Here is a 20956-nt window from a genome sequence, read left to right as displayed (position 1 = left end):
GAGCTGCCGTGCGCCTGTTCCTGACGGCGGGGCCGGGGCCCGACGGCCCGTGGCACGACGTCGCGATCGACTGCGACGACGACGCGGACGTGCGGGCCGTCGCCGCGCGCCTGGCCGACCTCGACGTGCCGTCCCGCGCCGGCGCGGCCGTCGCGCGCGTCCGCGACACGGGCCGGCGGCTCGGCGTCGTCATCGACGAGTCCGAGCCCGTCGCGGCGACGGCGAGCGGCAGCGTCCCGCGGCTCTTCGTGGGCTCCCTCGAGCTGGACCCGGCGCAGCCGGTCGCGGCCAGCGCGCTGCGCAACGGAGCCCTCGTGGGCCTGGGGGCGCCTCCGGCGCTCACGCTGGCGGAGCCCACGGGCGTCATCGAGGTCCGGGTGGTCTCCGGACCGGGGGCCGGGACCGTGCGGCGGCTCGGGCTCGGCGTGCACCTGCTCGGTCCCGGCGCCGCGGCCTCGGTCCGGCTGGAGGAGCCCTCGCCGTCGGTGGAGATCGAGGTGGGCTCGCGCGGTGACGTGCACGTGCAGCCGGTGCCCGGGACCACGGACGAGCCCGTCCCCGCGCCGGTGCGGACCCGGCCGCTCGACGGCCCGATCGTCGTGCGCCGGCGCGGCCCGGAAGCCAGCGCCCCGGCGGTCCGCCGACGTCGCCGCCGCAAGTCCGCCGTCCCGGACACCCCGCTGCCCGACCACGCGGACGTCGACCCCGACGCCGAGCGCGCACCGGTCGAGCTCGACCGGCTCCCGCTGACCACCCGCTCCGTCTGGGAGCCGGGCACCCCGCTGACCGTCGGGGCGAGCCTGCTCGAGGTGGCCGTGCCGACGGCTCCCGACGCCTCGCTGTCGCCGAGCCCCACGGGCGCGACGATGGACTACAACCGGCCGCCGCGGCTGCTCCCGCCACCGCGCCTGACGGACTTCGCGCTCCCCAAGGAACCGTCGCGTCCGGCGCGCCAGGCCCTGCCGATCCTGGTGGTCATCGCCCCGATGATCATGGGCCTGGCGATGTTCATGATCACCCAGCGCGTCCAGACGCTGCTCTTCATCGCGCTGTCGCCGTTGCTGATGATCGCCAACTGGTGGCAGGGCCGCAAGACGCAGGGCGCGCGGTACGTCGACCAGGTCCGCGAGTACGAGGAGCGCCGCGCACGGGTGGAGGCAGCCGCCTTCGAGGCGCTGCTCGAGGAGCGCGCCGCCCGCCGCGTCGACGCCGCGGATGCCGCGGAGGTCCTGCTGCAGGCGACGGGTCCGCGATCGCGGCTCTGGGAGCGGCGGGCGCTCGACACGGACTGGCTGACGGTGCGGATCGGGACGGCGGACCAGCCCAGCGAGGTGGTCCTGACCGATCCCGCGCGGGAGAAGCACCAGGGCACGCTCGTGTGGACCGCCCCGGACGTCCCGGTCACCATCTCGCTGCTCGACTCCGGGGTGACGGGCATCGCCGCCCGTGACGGGCTCGCCCAGCGGATCGCCCAGGGGCTGCTCGGGCAGGTGACCACCTGGCACAGTCCCGCGGACGTGCGCGTGGTGCTGCTGACCGCATCGCAGGACGCGGACCGCTGGGCGTGGGTGCGCTGGTTGCCGCACGTGCGTGCGGGGTCCAGCGCGGGCCCGATCGCGGCCGTCGGCACCGACGAGGAGACAACCGCAAGACGAGTCGCGGACCTGGTCGCCCTCCTCGAGGCGCGGCGTGAGGCGGCCGACGCCGACCGCGGGCTGACCCGGTTCGAGTCCGTGCTCGTGGTGCTCGACGGTGCGCGCGCGCTGCGGCTGCTGCCCGGGATGGTCGGGCTCCTGCGGACCGGCCCGTCGTACGGGTTCACGTTCCTGTGCCTCGACTCCGACGTGACGCTGCTCCCCGAGGAGTGCCGGACGGTGGTGAGCAGCGCGTACGGCGCGCTGCGCGTCGAGACGACGGGTCGTCCGATGGTCGAGGGGGTCCGGGCGGACCTCGTCCCCGACGCCTGGTGCGAACGTGTCGCACGCGCCCTGGCACCCGTGCACGACGTGAGCTCGGCCGGAGCGGTCTCGGCCGTGCCGCGCACGAGCCGGCTGCTGTCCGTGCTGCGCATCGACCCGCCGACTGCGGACACGGTCGCCGCCGGCTGGGCCCGCGGCGGACGCACCACGTCCGCGATCATCGGGGAGATCGCGGACGGCCCGTTCAGCGTCGACCTGCGGACCGACGGCCCCCACGGGCTGGTCGCGGGGACCACGGGCTCCGGCAAGTCCGAGCTGCTGCAGACCCTCATCGCGTCGCTCGCCGTCGGCAACCGTCCCGACGAGATGACGTTCGTGCTGATCGACTACAAGGGCGGTGCCGCGTTCAAGGACTGCGCGCACCTGCCGCACACGGTCGGCATGGTGACGGACCTCGACGGGCACCTCACGTCCCGCGCGCTCGAGTCGCTCGGAGCCGAGCTCCGCCGCCGCGAGCACCAGCTGGCCGACGCCGGCGCCAAGGATATCGACGACTACCTCGCCGCACGCGGCCCGGACGACGCGCCGATGCCGCGGCTGCTCATCGTCATCGACGAGTTCGCGGCCCTGGTGACGGAGCTGCCGGACTTCGTGACGGGTCTGGTGGACATCGCGCGGCGTGGCCGCTCGCTCGGCACGCACCTGGTGCTCGCGACCCAGCGCCCCGCGGGTGTGGTGTCGGCGGAGATCAAGTCGAACACCAACCTGCGGATCGCCCTGCGGGTGACCGACCCGGGGGACAGCCAGGACGTCATCGAGTCGGACGTGGCCGCGCACATTGAGCCGAGCCTGCCGGGCCGGGCCTACGCCCGCCTCGGGCACGCCCAGCTGATCCCGTTCCAGTCCTCCCGGGTCGGTGGTCGGCCGCCCGGCGAGGGGCCTGCCTCCGTCAGCGTGCGGGACCTGTCGTGGAGCACGCTCGGTATCCCCGGGCCGCGCGTGCAGGCCGTCGACGAGGAGGGCATCGAGACCCCGACGGACCTGGCGACCCTCGTCGCCGCGGTCACGGCCGCGACGACGCAGCTCGGCATCCCGCACCAGCCCAGCCCGTGGCTCGCGGCGCTGCCGGACGTCGTCCTGCTCGACGACCTGCCCATCCCGCCGCTGGAGCGCGGCCGGATCCCCGCCCTCCCGCTCGGTACCGCGGACCTGCCCGCGCTGCAGCGGCAGGAGAACGCCACGTGGGACCTCGTCGCCGGGGGACACCTGGCCGTCATCGGCCAGACCCGGGCCGGCCGGTCGAGCGCCCTGCGGCTGCTCGCCGCGGACATCGGGCTGGCCACGTCGCCGCTCGACGTCCACCTCTACGGGATCGACTGCGGGAACGGAGCGCTGCTGCCGCTCCTGACGCTGCCGCACACGGGCGCCGTGGTCACGCGCGACCAGCCCGACCGGCTGCGTCGTCTGCTCGCCCTCCTCGGGCGCGAGGTGTCCCGACGCCAGCAGATGCTCGCGGCGGGCGGCTTCGCCGACATCATCGAGCAACGCACCCACGCGGCCCCGGACGACCGCCTGCCCTACCTCGTGGTGATGCTCGACCGCTGGGAGGGCTACGTCGCGGCGTACGAGGGCTCCGACGGCGGGATCATGATCGAGCAGGTGGTCTCGCTCCTGCGCGAGGGCGTCGCGGTCGGGCTGCGTGCCGTGCTGACCGGCGACCGGTCCATGCTCGTCGGCCGGATGGGCATGGCGCTCGAGGACCGGATCATGCTCCGGATGCCGTCGGCCGACGACTTCTCGTACGTCGGCATGCGGCAGCGCGACGTCCCCACCCGGATGCCTGCCGGGCGGGCGTTCCGCAGCGGGGAGAACGCGGTCGAGATGCAGCTGGCACTGCTGGACGAGGACCCGTCGGGCACCGCCCAGGTCGCCGCCCTCCAGCGCATCGCGGCCACCGCCCGCGACGCGGCCGGTCCCATCCCGGCGCCGTTGCGACCGGCACGCGTCGACGAGCTGCCTCCCGCGCTCACCTGGTCGGACGCCCTCGAGCTGCGCGACGAGGCCGCGTCGCCCGGTCGCCTGCTGGTCGGCGTCGGCGGCGACTCGCTCAGCGTCCGCGAGCACGACGTCGACATGGACGGTCCCGGCTACCTCGTCGTGGGCCCGCAGCGCTCGGGACGCAGCACGGCGCTGCTCGCGACCCTGACGGACGCGCTCGAGGCGCGGTGGCAGGTCACGGTCGTCGCCCCGCGGCGCAGCCCCCTGCGCGACCTGGCCGGCCGGCCCGGCATCCGCGCGGTGCTCACGGCCGACAGCACGGCGGACGAGCTCAAGGCCGCGCTCGACACCCGCGGTCGCCGTCTCCTGGTGATCGACGACTTCGAGGTGCTCGGCGGCGAGCACGCGCTGTCGGTCGTCGCGGACGACTACCTCAAGCAGATCCGGGACAGCGGCGACGCGATCGCGGTGGCGTGCGGGATCGACGAGGTCTCCGGCATGTACCGGGGCGTGACGGCGACGTTGCGCAAGTCGCGCGGCGGACTCATCCTGGCGCCGCGCTCGGCGGCCGACGGCGACATCCTGGGGTCGCGTCTGCCGCGGTCCATCGGAGCGGCCGTCCCGGTCGGGCGCGGCATCCGGGTGAGGTCCGGCGCGTGGGAGTGGGTCCAGGTCCCGCGGCCTCCGGACCCCTGAGCGACGGTGGGCCGGTAGCGCTCCGTGACAGCAGAACGGCTCGGCCCCGAGGGGGCCGAGCCGTTCTGTTTCGAGCGGGTGAAAAATCAGAGCGCAGAGACCGGAGCGAGGTTCGGCGCGTCGGTGACGCCGTTGACCGCCGCGTTGTTGTTGTGGTTGTTGGCGACGTCGGTCGCCGCAGCCGCGAGGGTCTCCTCGAACTTCTGCAGGTGGGGGCGGAACTGCTCCCACGCGGCGCGGAAGGACTCCGCGTTCGGGGTGTCCCACACGGCGTTGTTGAGGTCACGGTCGGTCGACGTGCGGATCTCGTAGGCGTTGGTGACGTTGCTCTTCAGCGTCTGGTACAGCGCCTCGAGGGTGGACAGCTCGGCGGTCAAGGCCATGATTCGACTCCTCAGTCTGTTCTGTGTCAGAAAGGTGACCGGGACACTTTGGCATGCATTCCCCGATTGCGCGTTACGTATCCCACTTCCGGGCGTCCGGGAGGTCGCTAACCGTCGCGATGTATAGGGTGACCCGCGACCAGCTCATCGGAGGTGAACGTGTCCGAGCCCACTCCTGAGGCGCCCGACATGAAGACGAACCAGCTCAAGCTCATGATGCGCGACGCGGCGACGCGCGCGGGTCAGACCGGGACGACGCTCGCCCCGGGTGGCGGCAACCCGCTGCAGAGTGCGCTGGCCTCACTGGAGGACGCCTGGGTCTCGCCCGCGCGGGAGCGGACCACGTTCGCGGAGAACCTCTCGGGTGCCGGGACCGCGGTGATGTCCGCGTTCGACGCGCAGGCGGACCACGCGACGTCCCTGGCCGACGCCGAGCCGACCGAGGTGGACGCCGACGACCCGCTCGAAGGCTGGAAGGCGTCGCGTTCCCGGATCGCCACACGCGCGAGCGCGCCGTACGGCGGGGGTTACTGATGGTCAAGGTCTCGATCGACGTCGAGGCGGCGCAGGGCGTCAGCAAGGCGTTCCGCACGTTCTACGACGACGCGATGGACGAGTGGACCGCCGTGGCCAACGCGGCGTCGAGCGCGCTCGTGAGCACGGCGTCCCTCAAGGCGCTCCAGGACCCGCTGGTCCTCATCTCCCTGTCCGCGAACGACCTGGACTCGCGGGTCGAGCTGGCCCAGCTCTACAACACGGGCGACAGCGGCCATGTCCCGAGCGGCGGGGTGCTGACGTACGAGCTGTCGGGCAGCAGCGACAGCATGGAGTCCGTCAAGGAGCAGCTGGGCAAGGAGCTCGCCGAGAACCTCCAGAAGATCGCGCCGTACGGCGACTACCTGGACCGCGACGACGTGGAGGCCTACGACTACTACGTCGGCCTGCTCGAGAAGTACGAGGCGGACCCCTCCGTCATGACCGGGATGTTCGAGGAGCTCGGGCCGGAGGGCGTCGTCCAGCTGCCGATCATGCTCAAGGACTTCGCCGACCAGTACCAGCGGGACCTCGGCGGCAAGTCCGACGACGACCTGTTCTGGGACGAGGACACGCCCATGTCGGAGCACATCTCCGAGATGCAGCAGAAGTTCATCGAGTCCCTGGGCACCGGGTTCGGCAACTACACCAGGACGCCGGGCTTCGACGAGGACGAGTACGCGAACGGCATCGTGGACGCGGTCAAGAACCGCACGGGCGAGAGCTTCGGACTCTCCCAGGTGCTGCGCTACGGCGAGTACGACTCCGCCTTCCTGGTCAACGTGGGCGAGGGGCTGTACGAGTTCGAGAAGGAGGAGGGCGGCAGCGGCCCGATCTGGGGCAACCAGCTCAACAGCGAGGTCGCCAACTGGCAGATCGGCACCGACGGGGACACCAAGTACTACGACCCGTTCATCGGCCTGTTCGAGGCGATGGGCCGCAACCCCGAGGCGTCCCTCGACTTCCTGAACCCCGACAGCGGCGGCGACGACGCCCAGGAGCGCGCCAAGTACTTCATCGAGGAGCGGACGTGGCGCGCGGACGACTTCAACGCGCTCGGCCTCGCCCTGGACAGCGCGTCGACGGCCTTCCACAAGGCCGGTGACCCGAACGCGGAGCGCGCCGCGTGGGTGGCGTCGGCGACCATCAAGTTCCTCGGTGAGCGCGACGGCGACCCGGTCATCGGCGATGCCGGAAAGGACAGCCTCGGCCACATCCTGGCGACGTACGTCGCGGACATCGACGCCGCCGCGGCCGGCGCGGAGGGCGGCCTCGGGACGCACGACGCGCCGAGGAACTCACCGTGGCAGGCGACCTACCCGATCGGTGCCGACTTCGACTTCGACGCCCTGCGCAAGGTCATGGGCGAGGTCCTCACGGACACCGGGGCTGCCAGCCAGCTCGGTGCCGCGACGGCGGCCCTCAACGCCGACCGGCTCAACTGGGCGGCGGAGAACTGGGGCGGCGAGGGGACCGACACCGGCTACCTGCAGGCCGCCGTCAACAACGGCGCGACGCTGCAGGGCTTCATCCTCAAGACGATGGGCGCGGGCCTGTCCGACGAGGCGAAGGACGCCGACGAGCAGGCGCAGGCCTTCATCGACATGGCGTCCGACGTCGTCGGCCTCGTCCCCACCGGCGGCACCTTCGCGTCGTTCCTCTCCGACCAGGCCAAGGGCGCAGGGCAGGACTGGGTGTCCGACAAGTTCACGGGCAACGAGTCGCGCGTCGACGCCGAGCAGCACAAGGTCCGCGAGGTCGCCTGGACCGACCAGCAGATCGCGCTCGCGATCGCGCTGGCGGAGGCCGGGAAGCTGCCCGAGGGCTCGATGACGAACATCGACGGTGTCACGCACCAGTGGTTCGACAGCGGCACGTTCAGCGCCGACGACCTGGCGGACCCGTCGGTCCGGGACGCGTTCACCCTGTGGCTCACGGGCGGAAGCCTCGGCTCGACGCCGACGGCCCTCATCCCCGACCTCGCGGCGATGTTCGACCGCGGCGTGGAGCGGGCCGGATGAGGCGGCGACCTCTCGCGGTCGGTCTCGTCGCGGCCGTGCTCGTGCTGGGCGCGTGCACGTCCCCCGACACGACGGCCGTCCCGGACACCGCCGACGGCCCGTACGTCTGCGACGGGGTGCCCGAGCGCGGGGTCGAGCTCGCGCTCGGCGGGGCGTCGGAGGCGACGCAGACCGGGTCGTGGACCGCCGACGGACCGGCGTTCTCGTGCTCGGTCACGCGCGACGGCGGGAAGGTCCTCGTCACCTATGGGGACCCCTCCACCTTCCTCCCGCTGGAGCAGGCCGCCGACCAGGAGGGCGCCGAGGCGATCGACGCCGACGTCGACGGCTCCGGGTACCTGTTCGGGGACTCGAAGCCGACCGCGATGTGGGTCTGCGGTGAGCGCGTGCTCGCCGCCGAGCTCATCGACGTCGACACGGAGGGTCGCGACCCGCGGGCTGACGCCCGTGCGCTGCTGACCTCCATGCTCCCCTGGGCGTGCGGCGACGCAGACGCCCCGAAGGCCGGCTGAGGTGCGGGCCACCGGGGAACGTCCCCGCTGGTCAGCACGTCGAGCGGTCCACGGTTAGGGTGCGTGACATGCAGCGGCCAGTGACTCGTCTCCTCAGCATCGCGGTCCTCGTGCTCGGCGCGGTCTCCCTCGGAGCGTGCTCGCCCGACGCGGAGCCCTCCGTGACCGAGCCGTCGTCGACCACGGCCACGCCGACCCCGACGCCCACCGAGACGGTCGTGGACGACGAGGCCGCCGTCCAGGCGGCGTTCGATCGCTACTGGGCCGCCGAGGTCGAGGCCCAGCGCGGCAACCCGGACCCGGCACTGTTCGTCGGCGTCGCCGAGGGGACCATGGTCGAGGACTCGCTGGCGATCGCCCGCGACTTCCAGGCCAACGGCCTCGTGCGCGAGGGCGCTCCGACGTTCTCCGGTCAGCTGATGGACGTGCAGGGGGACGCCGCCACGGTGCTGGTCTGCGTCGACAACTCCACGTGGACCGTCGCGGGCCAGACCGTCGAGCCGGGAATCTCGCTCGTGCAGCCCAACGGCCTCTCGTTCGCGCGCCGAGGCGAGGCCTGGGTCGTCACCGAGGCCTTCGTCCCACCCGCGGAGTACACATGTTGAGGTTCTGGCGCGTCCTGGTCGGTCTCGTCGTCCTGCTCGTCGGGGGTGTGGTCGCCGCGGCACCCGCACAGGCAGCCTGCACCACGAAGGTGGTCGGGATCGACGCGCGGGGCAAGCTCATCTACAAGACCGTCTGCGAGGGCGAGCCCGGCACCCCCGGTGGCGGCGAGGGCGGCGGCACCGTCCCGAGCTGCACCCTGACCGGGCTGCAGGACTACTGCATCGGCTCGGTGGGCTGCTGGAGCAACATCCCCGCCGCCGTCCCGCCCACGCCGGCGGAGGAGGCCGCGAAGCCGTCGCCGGAAGCCGTCTGGGTGTACCAGCGGTGCGACGAGGACGACACCAACCCGCTGTCCGGGTACACCTGGCGCGAGGTCACCGGGCCGACGCTCGACGAGGCGGCGCAGCAGGCGTTCGGCGCGCTCGTCGTTCCGGCCTTCCAGATCGGTGTCAACCCGCCTCGGCAGGCCGTGGTGGGCATCCCGACCTGGTACTGGGTCGACCCGGCCGGTGCGCCCGACATCACCGGGTCCGCCGCGCTCGGGGTGGTCGCGATCGGTACGCCGTCCGGCATCGAGCTCGACCCCGGTGACGGGTCCGGTACGCGGACCTGTCCGTGGACCGTGACGGCGTCCGGCACGTGCGCGCACACGTACGACCGGTCCTCGGCGGGCCGGCCGGCCGACGCCGACGGCCGACCGGCCTACACCGCGCGCGCCCGCCTCCTGTACGACGTGCGGTTCGAGGTCAACGGAGCGCCGCTCGTGATCCCCGGCACGCCGGACTCGCTGCAGTCCCCGTGGGCCACCGTCTCCATCCCGGTCGCGGAGGTGCAGTCGGTGGTGACCCGGACGCCGTGACGGTGGCGACCCGGGCCACCTTCGACGGTCACATCGCCGGGTTCGGCACGGCCGAGGGCACCCGGGTGGTCGTCGGGCGCTGGCTCTCGTCCCCGCTCGGCGCCTTCACCGACGTCATGGTCGAGCGATCCGACGGCACGCGGCTGCTCCTGGCAACCCGGGACGACGTCGCGGACCTCGTCGCAGGCACCTACCGCTTCGACGCGGTGCACGTGGTGCCCGTCGGGCTGCGAGCCGACGAGGCGAGACGGCGGTGGCGGCTCCGGGCCGGCCCGCTGACGGCGGACCTCACGCTCGGCTCCCGGACCCGCGTCGGGCACCTGCTCGCGGCGGTGCCACAGAACCGCGCCATCGCCCCCCTCGTGGCGACCGTGACCGACCCGTTCGCGCGGCTCCTGCTCGAGGGCGTCCGCACCCGGGGCTCGGCCGGCCGTGGCCGCCGCGAGTGGTACACCGCGGGGGACCAGCACGCGATCACCGCGGTGCGTGCTCTGTGGGGCTCGGCGGACCTCGGCGCGCTGCGACTCGTCGTGCCGCCCGTGCGGTTCGGGTTCTCGTCGGTGCCGTCGACACCGAGCGTGACGCGGGTGCGGACGACGGTCGAGCTGACGGACCGGTAACCGCCGGCGTCCCGGGCGCACCGGCAGATATCCGATCGGGCCGCGTTGCCCGTCGCACTAAGATCATCCGGTGCCCGTTCGGGCGCCCACCACGACCCCGAAGGACATTCCGTGCTCCGCACCCACACCGCCGGCTCGCTGCGAGCCGAGGACATCGGCACCACCGTCACCCTCACGGGCTGGGTGGACCGGCGTCGCGATCACGGTGGGGTGGCGTTCGTGGACCTGCGCGACGCCTCGGGCATCGCCCAGGTCGTCATCCGCGACGAGGCCGTCGCGCACGGGCTGCGCGCGGAGTACGTGCTGCAGGTGACGGGCGAGGTCGGTCGCCGCCCGGCCGGCAACGAGAACCCGAACCTGGCCACCGGTGAGATCGAGCTCGTCGCCAGCGAGGTCGTCGTGCTCAACGAGTCGGCCCCGCTGCCGTTCCAGGTCTCGTCCTCGCTCGACGAGGTCGTCGGCGAGGAGGCGAGGCTCAAGTACCGGTACCTCGACCTGCGTCGCCCGGCACCGTCGCACGCGATGCGCCTGCGGGCCAAGGCCAACCAGGCAGCCCGTCGGGTGCTGGACGCGCAGGACTTCGTCGAGGTCGAGACCCCGACCCTGACCCGCTCGACCCCCGAGGGCGCCCGCGACTTCCTGGTCCCGGCGCGGCTGTCGCCCGGCTCCTGGTACGCGCTGCCGCAGTCGCCGCAGCTGTTCAAGCAGCTGCTCATGGTGGGTGGGCTGGAGCGGTACTACCAGATCGCCCGCTGCTACCGCGACGAGGACTTCCGCGCGGACCGCCAGCCGGAGTTCACGCAGCTCGACGTCGAGATGAGCTTCGTCGAGCAGGACGACGTCATCGCGCTCGGCGAGCAGATCCTGGTGGCGCTCTGGGAGCTCATCGGCGTGACGATCCCGACCCCGATCCCGCGGATCACGTTCGCGGAGTCGATGGCGCGCTACGGGAACGACAAGCCGGACCTGCGCTTCGGGCTCGAGCTCGTCGAGCTCACGTCGTTCTTCTCGGAGACGCCGTTCCGGGTCTTCCAGGCGCCCTACGTCGGTGCGGTCGTGCAGCCCGGCGGTGGCTCGACGCCTCGCCGCGGGTTCGACGCCTGGCAGGAGTGGGCCAAGCAGCGCGGCGCCAAGGGCCTCGCGTACGTGACGGTCGGCGAGGACGGCGAGCTGGGCGGCCCGGTCGCCAAGAACATCTCCGAGGCGGAGCGCGCAGGCCTCGTGGCCGCCGTCGGCGCCAACCCCGGTGACGCCGTCTTCTTCGCGGCCGGACCGGTCAACGACGCCCGGGCGCTGCTGGGTGCGGCGCGTCTGGAGATCGGCCGGCGCGGCGGGCTGATCGACGAGAACGAGTGGAAGTTCGTCTGGGTCGTCGACGCGCCGCTGTTCAAGCCGACCGGCGAGGACGACGACGTCGCGGTCGGCGGCGGCGCCTGGACCGCCGTGCACCACGCGTTCACGTCGCCCACGCCCGAGTGGATCGACACCTTCGAGCAGGACCCGGGTGCCGCGCTGGCCTACGCCTACGACATCGTCTGCAACGGCAACGAGATCGGCGGCGGGTCCATCCGTATCCACCGCCGGGACGTGCAGGAGCGCGTGTTCACGGTCATGGGGATCGGGCCGCAGGAGGCGCAGGAGAAGTTCGGCTTCCTGCTCGACGCCTTCCAGTTCGGTGCGCCGCCGCACGGCGGGATCGCGTTCGGCTGGGACCGCATCCTCGCCCTGCTGACGGGCTCGGAGTCCATCCGCGACGTCATCGCGTTCCCGAAGTCCGGTGGCGGCTACGACCCGCTGACGCAGGCGCCCGCCCCGATCACGCCGGAGCAGCGCCGCGAGGCCGGCGTGGACGCCAAGCCGAAGGTCGCACCCGAGGCCTGATGGCGGACCTGCTCGAGGTCCTGCCGCCCCGGTGGCGGCAGGACCGGATCCTCCTGGGCGACCGTGTCCGCTGGGACGCGGTCGAGGTCGTCGGGGACGACGACGCCGTCCTGCTGCTCGTCGGCGGACCGGACCGGCCGAGCCTGCTCGGCCGCGGCGACCCCGACCTCGTCGAGCGCCTGGTGGACGGCCTCGACGTGGGTCCGGCCCGCTGGATGAGCGTCCCGCGTGGCGCGCACCCGAGCGCGGAGACGGTCGCCCGGCTCGGGCTCGTCCCGTTCTCCACGTGGGAGTGGCTGTCGACGGACGTCGTGCCTCCGGCGGTCGACGGGGAGGGCGCCGTGCGCGCGCTCGACCTCGACGCGGACGCCGAGGCCATCCGAGCGTGCCTGCGGGAGGCCAACCCGGGGACGTCCGCGGACCCGGCAGGTCCCCACGAGATCGGCTGGTGGGGCGTCGAGGCGGACGGCGTGCTGGGCGGGGTGGTGGGCGTCGTCGAGCGCGGTGGACCCGGGGACGGACGGTCGTGGCACCTGCACGGTCTGGGTGTGCGGCCCCGCCTGCGGGGGACGGGCACCGGCACGGCACTGACGGCGGCGGTGGTCCGCGCCGCGCTGACGGCCGGCGCGTCGTGGGTGTCGCTCGGCATGTACGCGCAGAACGACACCGCCCGACGGCTCTACCGCCGGCTCGGCTTCCGCATCGACGCCGAGTTCCGGTCGTTCGCGCCGCCGGAGGCCGACCGGCCGCCGGGCTGAGGGAGGCCGAGAGGTCTCAGTGCGTGATCGCGGCCCTGTCGTGCGCACGGCGCAGGAACGGGGGTGCCCACCAGTTCGCCCGCCCCAGCAGCGTCATGGTGGCCGGGACCAGGAGCATCCGGACGAGGGTCGCGTCGATCAGCACCGCGACGGCCAGCGAGAAGCCGACCTCCTTGATCACCAGCAGCTCGCCGGCGACGAAGCCGGCGAACACGACGATGACGATGAGCGCGGCCGACGTGATGATGCGGCCGGAGCGCTGCAGCCCGAGCCGCACCGCGTCGTCGTTCGGGACGCCCTGGTCGACGAGCTCCTTGATGCGGGCGAGCAGGAACACCTCGTAGTCCATCGCCAGCCCGAAGCCGAACGCGATGACCAGGGCCACCACGTACGTCTCGATGCCTCCGGTCGGCGTGAAGTTGAGCAGCCCGGACAGGTGCCCGTCCTGGAACACCCAGACCAGCACACCCAGCGAGGCGGCGAGCGAGACCACGTTGGTGAGCAGCGCCTTGATCGGCACGACCACGGACCCGGTCATGAGGAACAGCAGGACCAGGCACGCGACCGCGACGATGCCGATCGCCCAGGGCGCCCGTTCCACGACGGCGGCCGTGAAGTCGATCTGGGACGCGGCCTGACCGGTCACCCACGTGGGGAACGGGGCGTCCAGGTCACGCAGCTGCTGCACGACGTCGCGCGCCACGGCGTCACCGGGGTCGTCGGTGTCGGGCCGGACACCGATCACGACGTAGGCGTCGACGGGGGACGGCGCGTCCACGCTCGCCACCCCGTCGAGGTCGCCCAGCGTCGCGGCCCACCCGGTGGCGTCGTCGAGCGACGTCTGGGCGACGACCGTGATCGCGGGGGAGGACGCGGCGGGGTAGTCGCTCGCGAGCGTCTCGACGAACTCGCGCTGGGTGCTCCCGCTCGGCAGCAGCTCGGTGGTCGAGTTGCGCAGCTCGAGGTGCGCGAGCGGCAGCGACAGGACCCCCAGCACGGCCAGCGACGCGAGCAGCACGGTCCACGGACGGCGCTGCACGCGCGCCGCGAGCCGGGAGAACAGGCCCTCCTCTGTCTGCACGTCGGCCGTGCGCGAGAGGATGCCCCGCAGGCCGGGGACCCGTGCCAGGACGCTCGGGCGGATGAGGCGTCGCCCGGCGAGCACGAGGAGCGCGGGGACCAGGGTCAGTGCCGTGGCGACCGCGACGAGGATCACCGCGACGCTGGCCGCGCCGAACGCCCGCAGGATCGGCGGCTCGAAGGCGAGGAGCCCGGCGATCGAGATGGCGACGATCAGCGCCGAGAACGTGACGGTGCGCCCGGCCGTCGACATCGTCCGCTCGATGGCCGCGAGCACCGCGCCGTCGCCGCGCCGCCGCCGGCTGCGCGAGCCCCCGTCGTCGTCGACGAGGTGGTGCAGCTCCTCGCGGAACCGCGACACCATCAGCAGTCCCCAGTCGATCGACAGGCCGAGCCCGAGCACGGTGACGATGTTGACGACGGACGAGTCGAGGTCCATCACGTAGGAGAAGCCGAGCAGCGCCGCCAGGCCCCCGGCGATCGAGGCCACCGCGCCCACCATCGGCATCGAGGCGGCGAGGAAGCCGCCGAACACGAGCACCATGATCAGCAGGGCGACGGGCAGCGCGATGGTCTCGCCCGTGCGCAGGTCGGTCTGCACCTGGTCGGTGATCGCGTCGATGATCAGCGTGGTGCCGCCGACGATCCCGGTGGCGCCCGGGGCCGTCCCGCGCAGGTCGGCCGGTACCTGCTCGAGCCGATCCTGCACGGCGTCGAGCGCCGCCTGCTGCTCCGTGTCGGACAGGTCGGGGGACAGCTCGACCACGACGAGCAGCCCGTCGCCGTTGTCGGCGAGCAGGGGCGCGGCCGCCGGGTTGGTGGCACCGCCGGGCAGCGCGAGCGGGTCGATCACGGTGACCACGCCGTCGACGGCCGCGACGTCCTGGCGCACTGCCGCGAGCTCGGTCGCCACCTCGGGGTCCGCCGGGTCGACGCCGTCCAGGACGAGCGTGAGCGAGACACCCGCGTCGTCGGACTCCTCGAGAATCCGGAAGCCCTCGTCGCTCTGCGAGCCGGGCACCCCGGGGGCGCCGGTGCTCAGCCGGTCGAACAGGTTCTCGCCGTGCACGCCGAGGACCGCCAGGCCGTAGCCGAGCACGGCGAAGACGAGCCAGGCCACGATCGTGAGGCGAGGGTGATGGGCAACTGCGCGACCTACGCGGGCGAACACGCGGGCCATCGTCGCAGGTGGAGGGGCGACCTCGCACACCGGCGAGCCGGACGGCGCGCCGCGCGCGACGCGGGGCGTCCGTCGCCGTGCGTACCCTGCCCGCATGGACCTGTTCGATGCGGTGACGTCGACGGCCGCCGGGCTGCCCGCGGTCGGGGCCGGTGCACCCCTCGCCGTCCGCATGCGCCCGCGTGACCTGAGCGAGGTCGCGGGCCAGGAGCACCTGCTCGTCGGCGGGTCGCCGTTGCGCCGGCTCGTCGAACCTGCCAACGAGGCCGCGCGGCGGGCCGCGCCGACGTCGGTCGTGCTCTGGGGACCGCCCGGAACCGGCAAGACCACGCTCGCGTACCTGATCGCCGCGACGTCGGGCCGGCGCTTCGTGGAGCTGTCGGCGGTCACGGCCGGGGTCAAGGACGTGCGGGCCGTGATCGAGGACGCCCGCCGCCGGCTGGCCACCGACGGCACCGAGACCGTCCTGTTCATCGACGAGGTGCACCGGTTCACCAAGGCGCAGCAGGACGCGCTGCTGCCGAGCGTCGAGAACCGGTGGGTCACGCTCGTCGCGGCGACCACGGAGAACCCGTCGTTCTCGGTGAACTCGCCGCTGCTGTCCCGGTCGCTGCTGCTCACGCTCCAGCCGCTGGACACCGACGACGTCCGCCGGCTGGTGCGCCGCGCGGTCGAGGACGAGCGTGGCCTCGAGGGGTCGATCACGCTCGCCGAGGACGCCGAGGACCACCTGCTGCGCCTGGCCGGCGGCGACGCCCGCAAGGCGCTGACCATCCTGGAGGCCGCCGCGGGATCGGCGCTGTCCGAGCCCGACGCCGTTCTGCCCGTGCTGGTCGACCTGGCGACCATGGAGCGCGCCATCGACGTCGCCGCGGTGCGCTACGACCGCGACGGTGACCAGCACTACGACGTCATCAGCGCCTTCATCAAGTCCATGCGCGGGTCCGACGTCGATGCCTCCCTGCACTACCTCGCGCGCATGATCGCGGCGGGGGAGGACCCGCGGTTCATCGCGCGCCGGATCGTCATCGCCGCGGCGGAGGACGTCGGCATGGCGGACCCGAGCGCCCTGCAGACGGCGGTCGCCGCGGCGCAGGCGGTCGCGCTCATCGGCATGCCCGAGGCCCGGATCATCCTGGCGGAGGCCGTGGTGCACCTGGCGACCGCGCCGAAGTCCAACGCCGCCTACACGGGGATCGACCGCGCGCTGGCGGACGTGCGCGCCGGACGCATCGGGTCGGTGCCCGCCCACCTGCGCGACGCGCACTACCCGGGCGCCAAGGAGCTGGGCCACGGCACGAAGTACCTCTACGCACACGACCAGCCGCACGCGGTGGCGGCCCAGCAGTACCTGCCCGACGAGCTGGTGGGCACGCGCTACTACGAGCCGAGCGACCGGGGCTACGAGCGCCAGGTCACCGAGCGCCTGGACCGGATCCGCGCCATCCTCGACGAGTCGTCCTGATTCGGGGATCCCGACCGTCGCAGGGTAGAGTGTGCAGGTCGTCCGCGGGGACGGGTGTGCGCTGAAGACACAGCACGCCCCCAGCTCGGACGGCCACCTGGGGCCTTAGCCAGCGTCGAGAACAGACGCGACGCATCCACGGTCGGCCCCACGCCCGGCGGAACATCTCCGTCCCGGGTGTGACGTCTACAACGACAGGAAGTAACTCTGTGAGCAGCGTGACCCGCTCGCGTCGCCAGGTGCGCCTTTCCCGCGCCCTCGGCCTCGCGCTGACGCCCAAGGCCGTCAAGCACTTCGAGAAGCGGCCGTACCCCCCCGGCGAGCACGGCCGTGCGCGTCGTCGCACCGAGTCCGACTACGCCGTCCGCCTTCGTGAGAAGCAGCGTCTGCGTGCGCAGTACGCGCTTCGCGAGAAGCAGATGGCTCGCGCGTACGAGGACGCTCGCAAGGCCCCGGGCCTGACCGGTGAGGCGCTCGTCGAGAACCTCGAGACCCGCCTGGACGCCCTCGTCCTGCGCTCTGGCTTCGCCCGCACCATCCTGCAGGCCCGCCAGGTCGTCGTGCACCGCCACATCCTGGTCGACGGCAAGATCGTGGACCGTCCCTCCTTCCGCGTGAAGCCGGGCCAGACGCTCCAGGTCAAGCCGAAGAGCCAGGCCACCGTGCCGTTCCAGGTCGCCGCCGCCGGTGCGCACCGCGACGTGCTGCCCACGGTCCCGGGCTACCTCGACGTGCAGCTCGAGAAGCTCAGCTCCGTGCTCGTGCGCGCCCCGAAGCGCGCGGAGATCCCCGTGACCTGCGAGGTCCAGCTGGTCGTGGAGTACTACGCCCGCTGATCGAGCCCGTCCCGGACGCCCCGCCGCGCAGCTGCGCCGCGGGGCGTCCGTGTGCGTGGGGCGGGTAGGGTTTCCGCGGGGTCGAGGGCCCCGGAACCAGGAGGCTGGACATGTCGGTCGGTGACATCGCGGGTCTGATCGCCGCGATCGCGTTCGTGCTGCTCGTGGGCGTCGTGGCGGTGCCGTTGCTCAAGCTCGGGCGCGTGCTGGACGAGACCCGGACCTCCGTCAAGGAGATCACCGACCACACGGTCCCGGTGCTCGACGAGGCGGCCACGCTCGTCGCGTCGTCCAACACCCAGCTGGCGAACATCGACACCGTCACCACGGCGGCCGCGCAGGTCTCGGAGAACGTCTCCGCACTCACGTCGCTGTTCGCCGCGACGCTCGGCGGACCGCTGATCAAGGTGGCCGCCTTCTCCTACGGCGTGCGCACGGCGCTGTCGGGGCTCGCGGCGAGCGCGCGTCGGGGTCGATGATGGCGCGCAGGCTGACGTGGCTCGCGATCGGGGTCGGCCTCACGGTCGTGGCGGTCCGCAAGGGGCGCTCCCTGGCCGACACGTACCTGCCCGCCGGGGCGACCGACACGATCGACGGCGTCCAGCGCGTCTCGCACGCGGTCGTCACGCTGCGCACGCAGTTCGCCACGGCGATGGCCGAGCGCGAGCAGCAGCTGCGGCACGACCTGGTGGGCGACGTGGACGTCGACGAGCTCCGCGCGCAGCGGCCCGAGCGGGTGGCCGACCTGCGTCGCTCGTGGGACTCGCGGCACGCCGGCGCCGGCAGGGTCGGGCCCACCGAGGACCCCGACGACGACGACGGCTACACCTTCTTCTAGGCGCCGGCACCGCTCGCCGGCACCCACAACGACAGGCGTCACCCGACGCGGCACCACAGGCACAACAGATGGACGACGAGGACACGATGCGTACCGCCGAGATCCGCCAGCGCTGGCTCGACTACTTCGAGAGCAAGGGCCACGCCGTCATCCCGTCGGCCTCGCTGATCTCGCCCGACCCGTCGACGCTGTTCGTCATCGCGGGCATGGTGCCGTTCATCCCGTACATGCTGGGGGAGCAGACCGCACCGTGGCCCCGCGCCACCAGCGTGCAGAAGTGCGTGCGCACCCTCGACATCGAGGAGGTCGGCAAGACCACACGCCACGGCACGTTCTTCCAGATGAACGGCAACTTCTCCTTCGGGGACTACTTCAAGGAAGGCGCGATCACCTACGCCTGGGAGCTGGTCACCGGGTCGAGGGACGCGGGCGGCTTCGGGTTCGACCCGGACACCATCTGGGTCACGGTCTTCCACGACGACGACGAGGCCGCGGACCTCTGGAAGCAGATCGCCGGCCTGCCCGACGAGCGCATCCAGCGACGCGGGTGGAAGGACAACTTCTGGTCCACCGGCGCCCGTGGGCCGTCGGGACCCTGCTCGGAGATCTACGTCGACCGCGGCCCCGAGTACGGCGCGGAGGGCGGCCCCGTCGTCGACGAGGACCGCTACCTCGAGATCTGGAACCTCGTGTTCATGCAGTACGAGCGCGGCGACGGGGGCGGCAAGGAGAACTTCCCGATCCTCGGGGACCTCAAGCAGAAGAACATCGACACGGGCATGGGTCTCGAGCGGGTGGCGTACCTGCTCCAGGGCGTCGACAACCTGTACGAGATCGACGAGGTCTTCCCGGTCATCCAGGGCGCCCAGGAGCTCTCCGGCAGGCGGTACGGCGCGGTGCACGACGACGACGTCCGCATGCGCGTCGTCGCCGACCACGTCCGCAGCTCGCTGATGCTCATGGGCGACGGGGTGACCCCCTCGAACGAGGGACGCGGCTACGTGCTGCGCCGGCTGCTGCGGCGCTCGATCCGCGCGATGCGGCTCCTCGGCGTGGACGACCTGGCGCTGCCCACGCTGCTGCCCCTGAGCAAGGACGCCATGAGCCCGTCCTACCCGGAGCTCGCGGAGAACTTCGAGCGGATCAGCCAGGTCGCGTACGCGGAGGAGGACACGTTCCGCCGCACCCTCGCGGCGGGCACGACGATCCTCGACACCGCGGTCCAGGCCGCGAAGGGCGCGCCCGCTCCGGTCCTGACGGGCTCGCAGGCGTTCCAGCTGCACGACACGTACGGCTTCCCGATCGACCTCACGCTCGAGATGGCGGCGGAGCAGGGCGTCGCGGTCGACGAGACCGCGTTCCGCACCCTGATGAAGGAGCAGCGCGACCGGGCCCGGGCCGACGCGCTGGCCAAGCGCGCGGGCCGCGCGGACACCGCCGCGTACCAGGAGCTGCACAGCACGCTCAGCTCCCAGAACGCCAAGCCCGTCGAGTTCATCGGGTACACGGACGCGACGGCGCGCTCGCGCGTGGTGGGGCTGCTCGTCGACGGCGTCCCCGCTCCCGCGGCGACCGCCCCCGCGGACGTCGAGGTCGTGCTCGACGTGACGCCGTTCTACGCCGAGTCCGGTGGCCAGCTGGCGGACACGGGCGTGATCGTGCTCGACGGCGGCGCCCGCATCGAGGTCGACGACGTGCAGGCGCCGGTCAAGGGTCTGTCCGTGCACCACGGGCGGCTGGTGGACGGCACCGTGACGTTCGGCGAGGGCGGGACCGCCACGATCGACATCGACCGGCGCCGCGCGATCGCGCGGGCACACACGGCGACGCACATGGTGCACAAGGCGCTGCGCGAGTCGCTCGGGGACACCGCGACGCAGGCCGGCTCGGAGAACGCACCCAGCCGTATCCGGTTCGACTTCCGCTCCGGCTCGCCGGTCCCCAGCGGCGCCCTCGGCGAGATCGAGGAGCGCGTCAACACCCGGCTCCAGGACGACCTCGACGTGACCGAGCAGACGATGCCGATCGCCGAGGCGCGCGCGCTGGGCGCGATGGCGCTGTTCGGCGAGAAGTACGGCAACGAGGTGCGTGTCGTCTCGATCGGCGGGGACTGGTCCCGCGAGCTGTGCGCGGGCACCCACGTCAAGCGGTCGGGCGAGCTCGGCCTGGTCACGCTGCTCGGCGAGTCGTCCATCGGTTCCGGCGTCCGACGTGTCGACGCCCTCGTGGGCGAGGGTGCGTACGGGTACCAGGCCAAGGAGCGGGCGCTCGTGGGTCAGCTCTCCGGCCTGCTCGGTGCGCGCCCGGACGACCTCACCGACCGGGTCTCGTCCCTGCTGACGCGGCTCAAGGACTCCGAGAAGGAGCTGGCTGCGCTGCGCCAGGCGACCCTGCTCGCGCAGGCCGGCACGCTGGCCGCCGGCGCACAGAGCGTGGGCGACACGCTGGTGGTCACGCACGATGCCGGCGAGGTCGGCGGAGACGACCTGCGCACCCTGGTGCTGGACGTGCGGTCGCGGCTCGGCGAGGCGAAGCCGACGGTCGTCGCCATCGGCGGCGTCAGCAAGGGTCGGCCCGTGGTGGTCGTCGCGACCAACGCGGCCGCGCGTGAGCGCGGCGTGCGCGCCGGTGCGCTCGTCCGGACCGCATCGGGCATCCTCGGCGGCGGGGGCGGCGGCAAGGACGACCTCGCGCAGGGCGGCGGCACCGACGCGGGTCGGCTGGCCGAGGCGCTGGCTGCGGTCGCCACGGCGGTGGCGGGCTGACGTGC

General features: G+C 72.9%; 16 protein-coding genes. 14 read left to right on the top strand and 2 right to left on the bottom strand.

Going from position 1 to position 20956, the window contains the following annotated elements; translation table 11 throughout:
- Positions 1-8: 8 nt before the first annotated feature.
- The gene (locus KG102_RS09450; protein WP_249667261.1) at positions 9-4613 is read left to right on the top strand and encodes an FtsK/SpoIIIE domain-containing protein; all 4605 of its coding nucleotides are present in this window, start codon (positions 9-11) and stop codon (positions 4611-4613) included.
- 86 nt (positions 4614-4699) lie between these two features.
- Here the strand turns inward: KG102_RS09450 and KG102_RS09445 are convergent, their stop codons facing one another.
- Positions 4700-4996, bottom strand: a complete 297-nt coding sequence (locus tag KG102_RS09445) for a hypothetical protein (protein WP_208213348.1) — start codon at positions 4994-4996, stop codon at positions 4700-4702.
- 159 nt (positions 4997-5155) lie between these two features.
- Here KG102_RS09445 and KG102_RS09440 point away from each other — a divergent pair, with 159 nt between their 5' ends.
- From KG102_RS09440 to KG102_RS09405, 8 genes are all read left to right on the top strand, one after another.
- Positions 5156-5530, top strand: a complete 375-nt coding sequence (locus tag KG102_RS09440; protein ID WP_208213349.1) for a hypothetical protein — start codon at positions 5156-5158, stop codon at positions 5528-5530.
- Positions 5530-7551, top strand: a complete 2022-nt coding sequence (locus KG102_RS09435) for a DUF6571 family protein (protein WP_208289877.1) — start codon at positions 5530-5532, stop codon at positions 7549-7551. The genes KG102_RS09440 and KG102_RS09435 overlap by 1 nt, the downstream gene beginning before the upstream one ends.
- Positions 7548-8063, top strand: coding sequence for a hypothetical protein (locus KG102_RS09430; protein WP_208213351.1), 516 nt, complete (start codon positions 7548-7550; stop codon positions 8061-8063). The genes KG102_RS09435 and KG102_RS09430 overlap by 4 nt, the downstream gene beginning before the upstream one ends.
- A gap of 80 nt (positions 8064-8143) precedes the next feature.
- Entirely contained in the window at positions 8144-8668 is a 525-nt protein-coding gene (locus KG102_RS09425) for a hypothetical protein (protein WP_208213352.1), read from the top strand.
- The gene (locus KG102_RS09420; RefSeq protein ID WP_208289878.1) at positions 8662-9528 is read left to right on the top strand and encodes a hypothetical protein; all 867 of its coding nucleotides are present in this window, start codon (positions 8662-8664) and stop codon (positions 9526-9528) included. Before KG102_RS09425 ends, KG102_RS09420 begins: the two co-directional genes overlap by 7 nt.
- Positions 9525-10148, top strand: coding sequence for a hypothetical protein (locus KG102_RS09415; protein WP_249667260.1), 624 nt, complete (start codon positions 9525-9527; stop codon positions 10146-10148). The genes KG102_RS09420 and KG102_RS09415 overlap by 4 nt, the downstream gene beginning before the upstream one ends.
- A gap of 111 nt (positions 10149-10259) precedes the next feature.
- Positions 10260-12029: an aspartate--tRNA ligase gene (gene aspS, locus KG102_RS09410; RefSeq protein ID WP_208213354.1), complete on the top strand. Its 1770-nt coding sequence runs from the start codon at positions 10260-10262 to the stop codon at positions 12027-12029.
- A complete protein-coding gene (locus KG102_RS09405; protein WP_208289879.1) occupies positions 12029-12787 on the top strand; it encodes a GNAT family N-acetyltransferase in 759 nt (252 codons plus the stop codon). Before aspS ends, KG102_RS09405 begins: the two co-directional genes overlap by 1 nt.
- 16 nt (positions 12788-12803) lie before the next feature.
- Here KG102_RS09405 and KG102_RS09400 read toward each other — a convergent pair whose 3' ends face one another.
- Positions 12804-15047, bottom strand: coding sequence for an MMPL family transporter (locus KG102_RS09400; protein ID WP_208213356.1), 2244 nt, complete (start codon positions 15045-15047; stop codon positions 12804-12806).
- A gap of 94 nt (positions 15048-15141) precedes the next feature.
- Between KG102_RS09400 and KG102_RS09395 the strand changes: the two genes are divergently transcribed.
- The 5 genes from KG102_RS09395 (at position 15142) to alaS (ending at position 20951) form a co-directional block, all read left to right on the top strand.
- Positions 15142-16512 (top strand): replication-associated recombination protein A, encoded by a 1371-nt coding sequence (locus KG102_RS09395; RefSeq protein ID WP_208289880.1) that lies wholly within the window; start codon positions 15142-15144, stop codon positions 16510-16512.
- Positions 16513-16721: 209 nt separating this feature from the next.
- The gene (gene rpsD, locus KG102_RS09390; RefSeq protein ID WP_208213358.1) at positions 16722-17348 is read left to right on the top strand and encodes a 30S ribosomal protein S4; all 627 of its coding nucleotides are present in this window, start codon (positions 16722-16724) and stop codon (positions 17346-17348) included.
- Between the two features lie 110 nt (positions 17349-17458).
- The gene (locus KG102_RS09385; RefSeq protein WP_208213359.1) at positions 17459-17827 is read left to right on the top strand and encodes a DUF948 domain-containing protein; all 369 of its coding nucleotides are present in this window, start codon (positions 17459-17461) and stop codon (positions 17825-17827) included.
- Complete coding sequence (locus tag KG102_RS09380) at positions 17827-18186, top strand: hypothetical protein (protein ID WP_208213360.1); 360 nt, start codon at positions 17827-17829, stop codon at positions 18184-18186. Before KG102_RS09385 ends, KG102_RS09380 begins: the two co-directional genes overlap by 1 nt.
- Before the next feature lie 86 nt (positions 18187-18272).
- A complete protein-coding gene (alaS, locus tag KG102_RS09375; RefSeq protein ID WP_208290001.1) occupies positions 18273-20951 on the top strand; it encodes an alanine--tRNA ligase in 2679 nt (892 codons plus the stop codon).
- Positions 20952-20956: the final 5 nt, after the last annotated feature.

It is taken from the genome of Cellulomonas fengjieae (assembly GCF_018388465.1).
In the GTDB taxonomy this organism is placed as follows: domain Bacteria; phylum Actinomycetota; class Actinomycetes; order Actinomycetales; family Cellulomonadaceae; genus Cellulomonas; species Cellulomonas fengjieae.
The sequence above is the reverse complement of the archived record's forward strand: the minus strand, read 5'-3'. Positions and strand labels throughout refer to the sequence as shown.

Coding starts and splice junctions, on each gene's coding strand:
- KG102_RS09445 (WP_208213348.1), bottom strand. CDS start 4,996: ATGGCCTTGACCGCCGAGCTGTCCACCCTCGAGGCGCTGTACCAGACG.
- KG102_RS09395 (WP_208289880.1), top strand. CDS start 15,142: ATGGACCTGTTCGATGCGGTGACGTCGACGGCCGCCGGGCTGCCCGCG.
- KG102_RS09405 (WP_208289879.1), top strand. CDS start 12,029: ATGGCGGACCTGCTCGAGGTCCTGCCGCCCCGGTGGCGGCAGGACCGG.
- KG102_RS09435 (WP_208289877.1), top strand. CDS start 5,530: ATGGTCAAGGTCTCGATCGACGTCGAGGCGGCGCAGGGCGTCAGCAAG.
- KG102_RS09380 (WP_208213360.1), top strand. CDS start 17,827: ATGGCGCGCAGGCTGACGTGGCTCGCGATCGGGGTCGGCCTCACGGTC.
- KG102_RS09400 (WP_208213356.1), bottom strand. CDS start 15,047: ATGGCCCGCGTGTTCGCCCGCGTAGGTCGCGCAGTTGCCCATCACCCT.
- alaS (WP_208290001.1), top strand. CDS start 18,273: ATGCGTACCGCCGAGATCCGCCAGCGCTGGCTCGACTACTTCGAGAGC.
- KG102_RS09420 (WP_208289878.1), top strand. CDS start 8,662: ATGTTGAGGTTCTGGCGCGTCCTGGTCGGTCTCGTCGTCCTGCTCGTC.
- KG102_RS09430 (WP_208213351.1), top strand. CDS start 7,548: ATGAGGCGGCGACCTCTCGCGGTCGGTCTCGTCGCGGCCGTGCTCGTG.
- KG102_RS09385 (WP_208213359.1), top strand. CDS start 17,459: ATGTCGGTCGGTGACATCGCGGGTCTGATCGCCGCGATCGCGTTCGTG.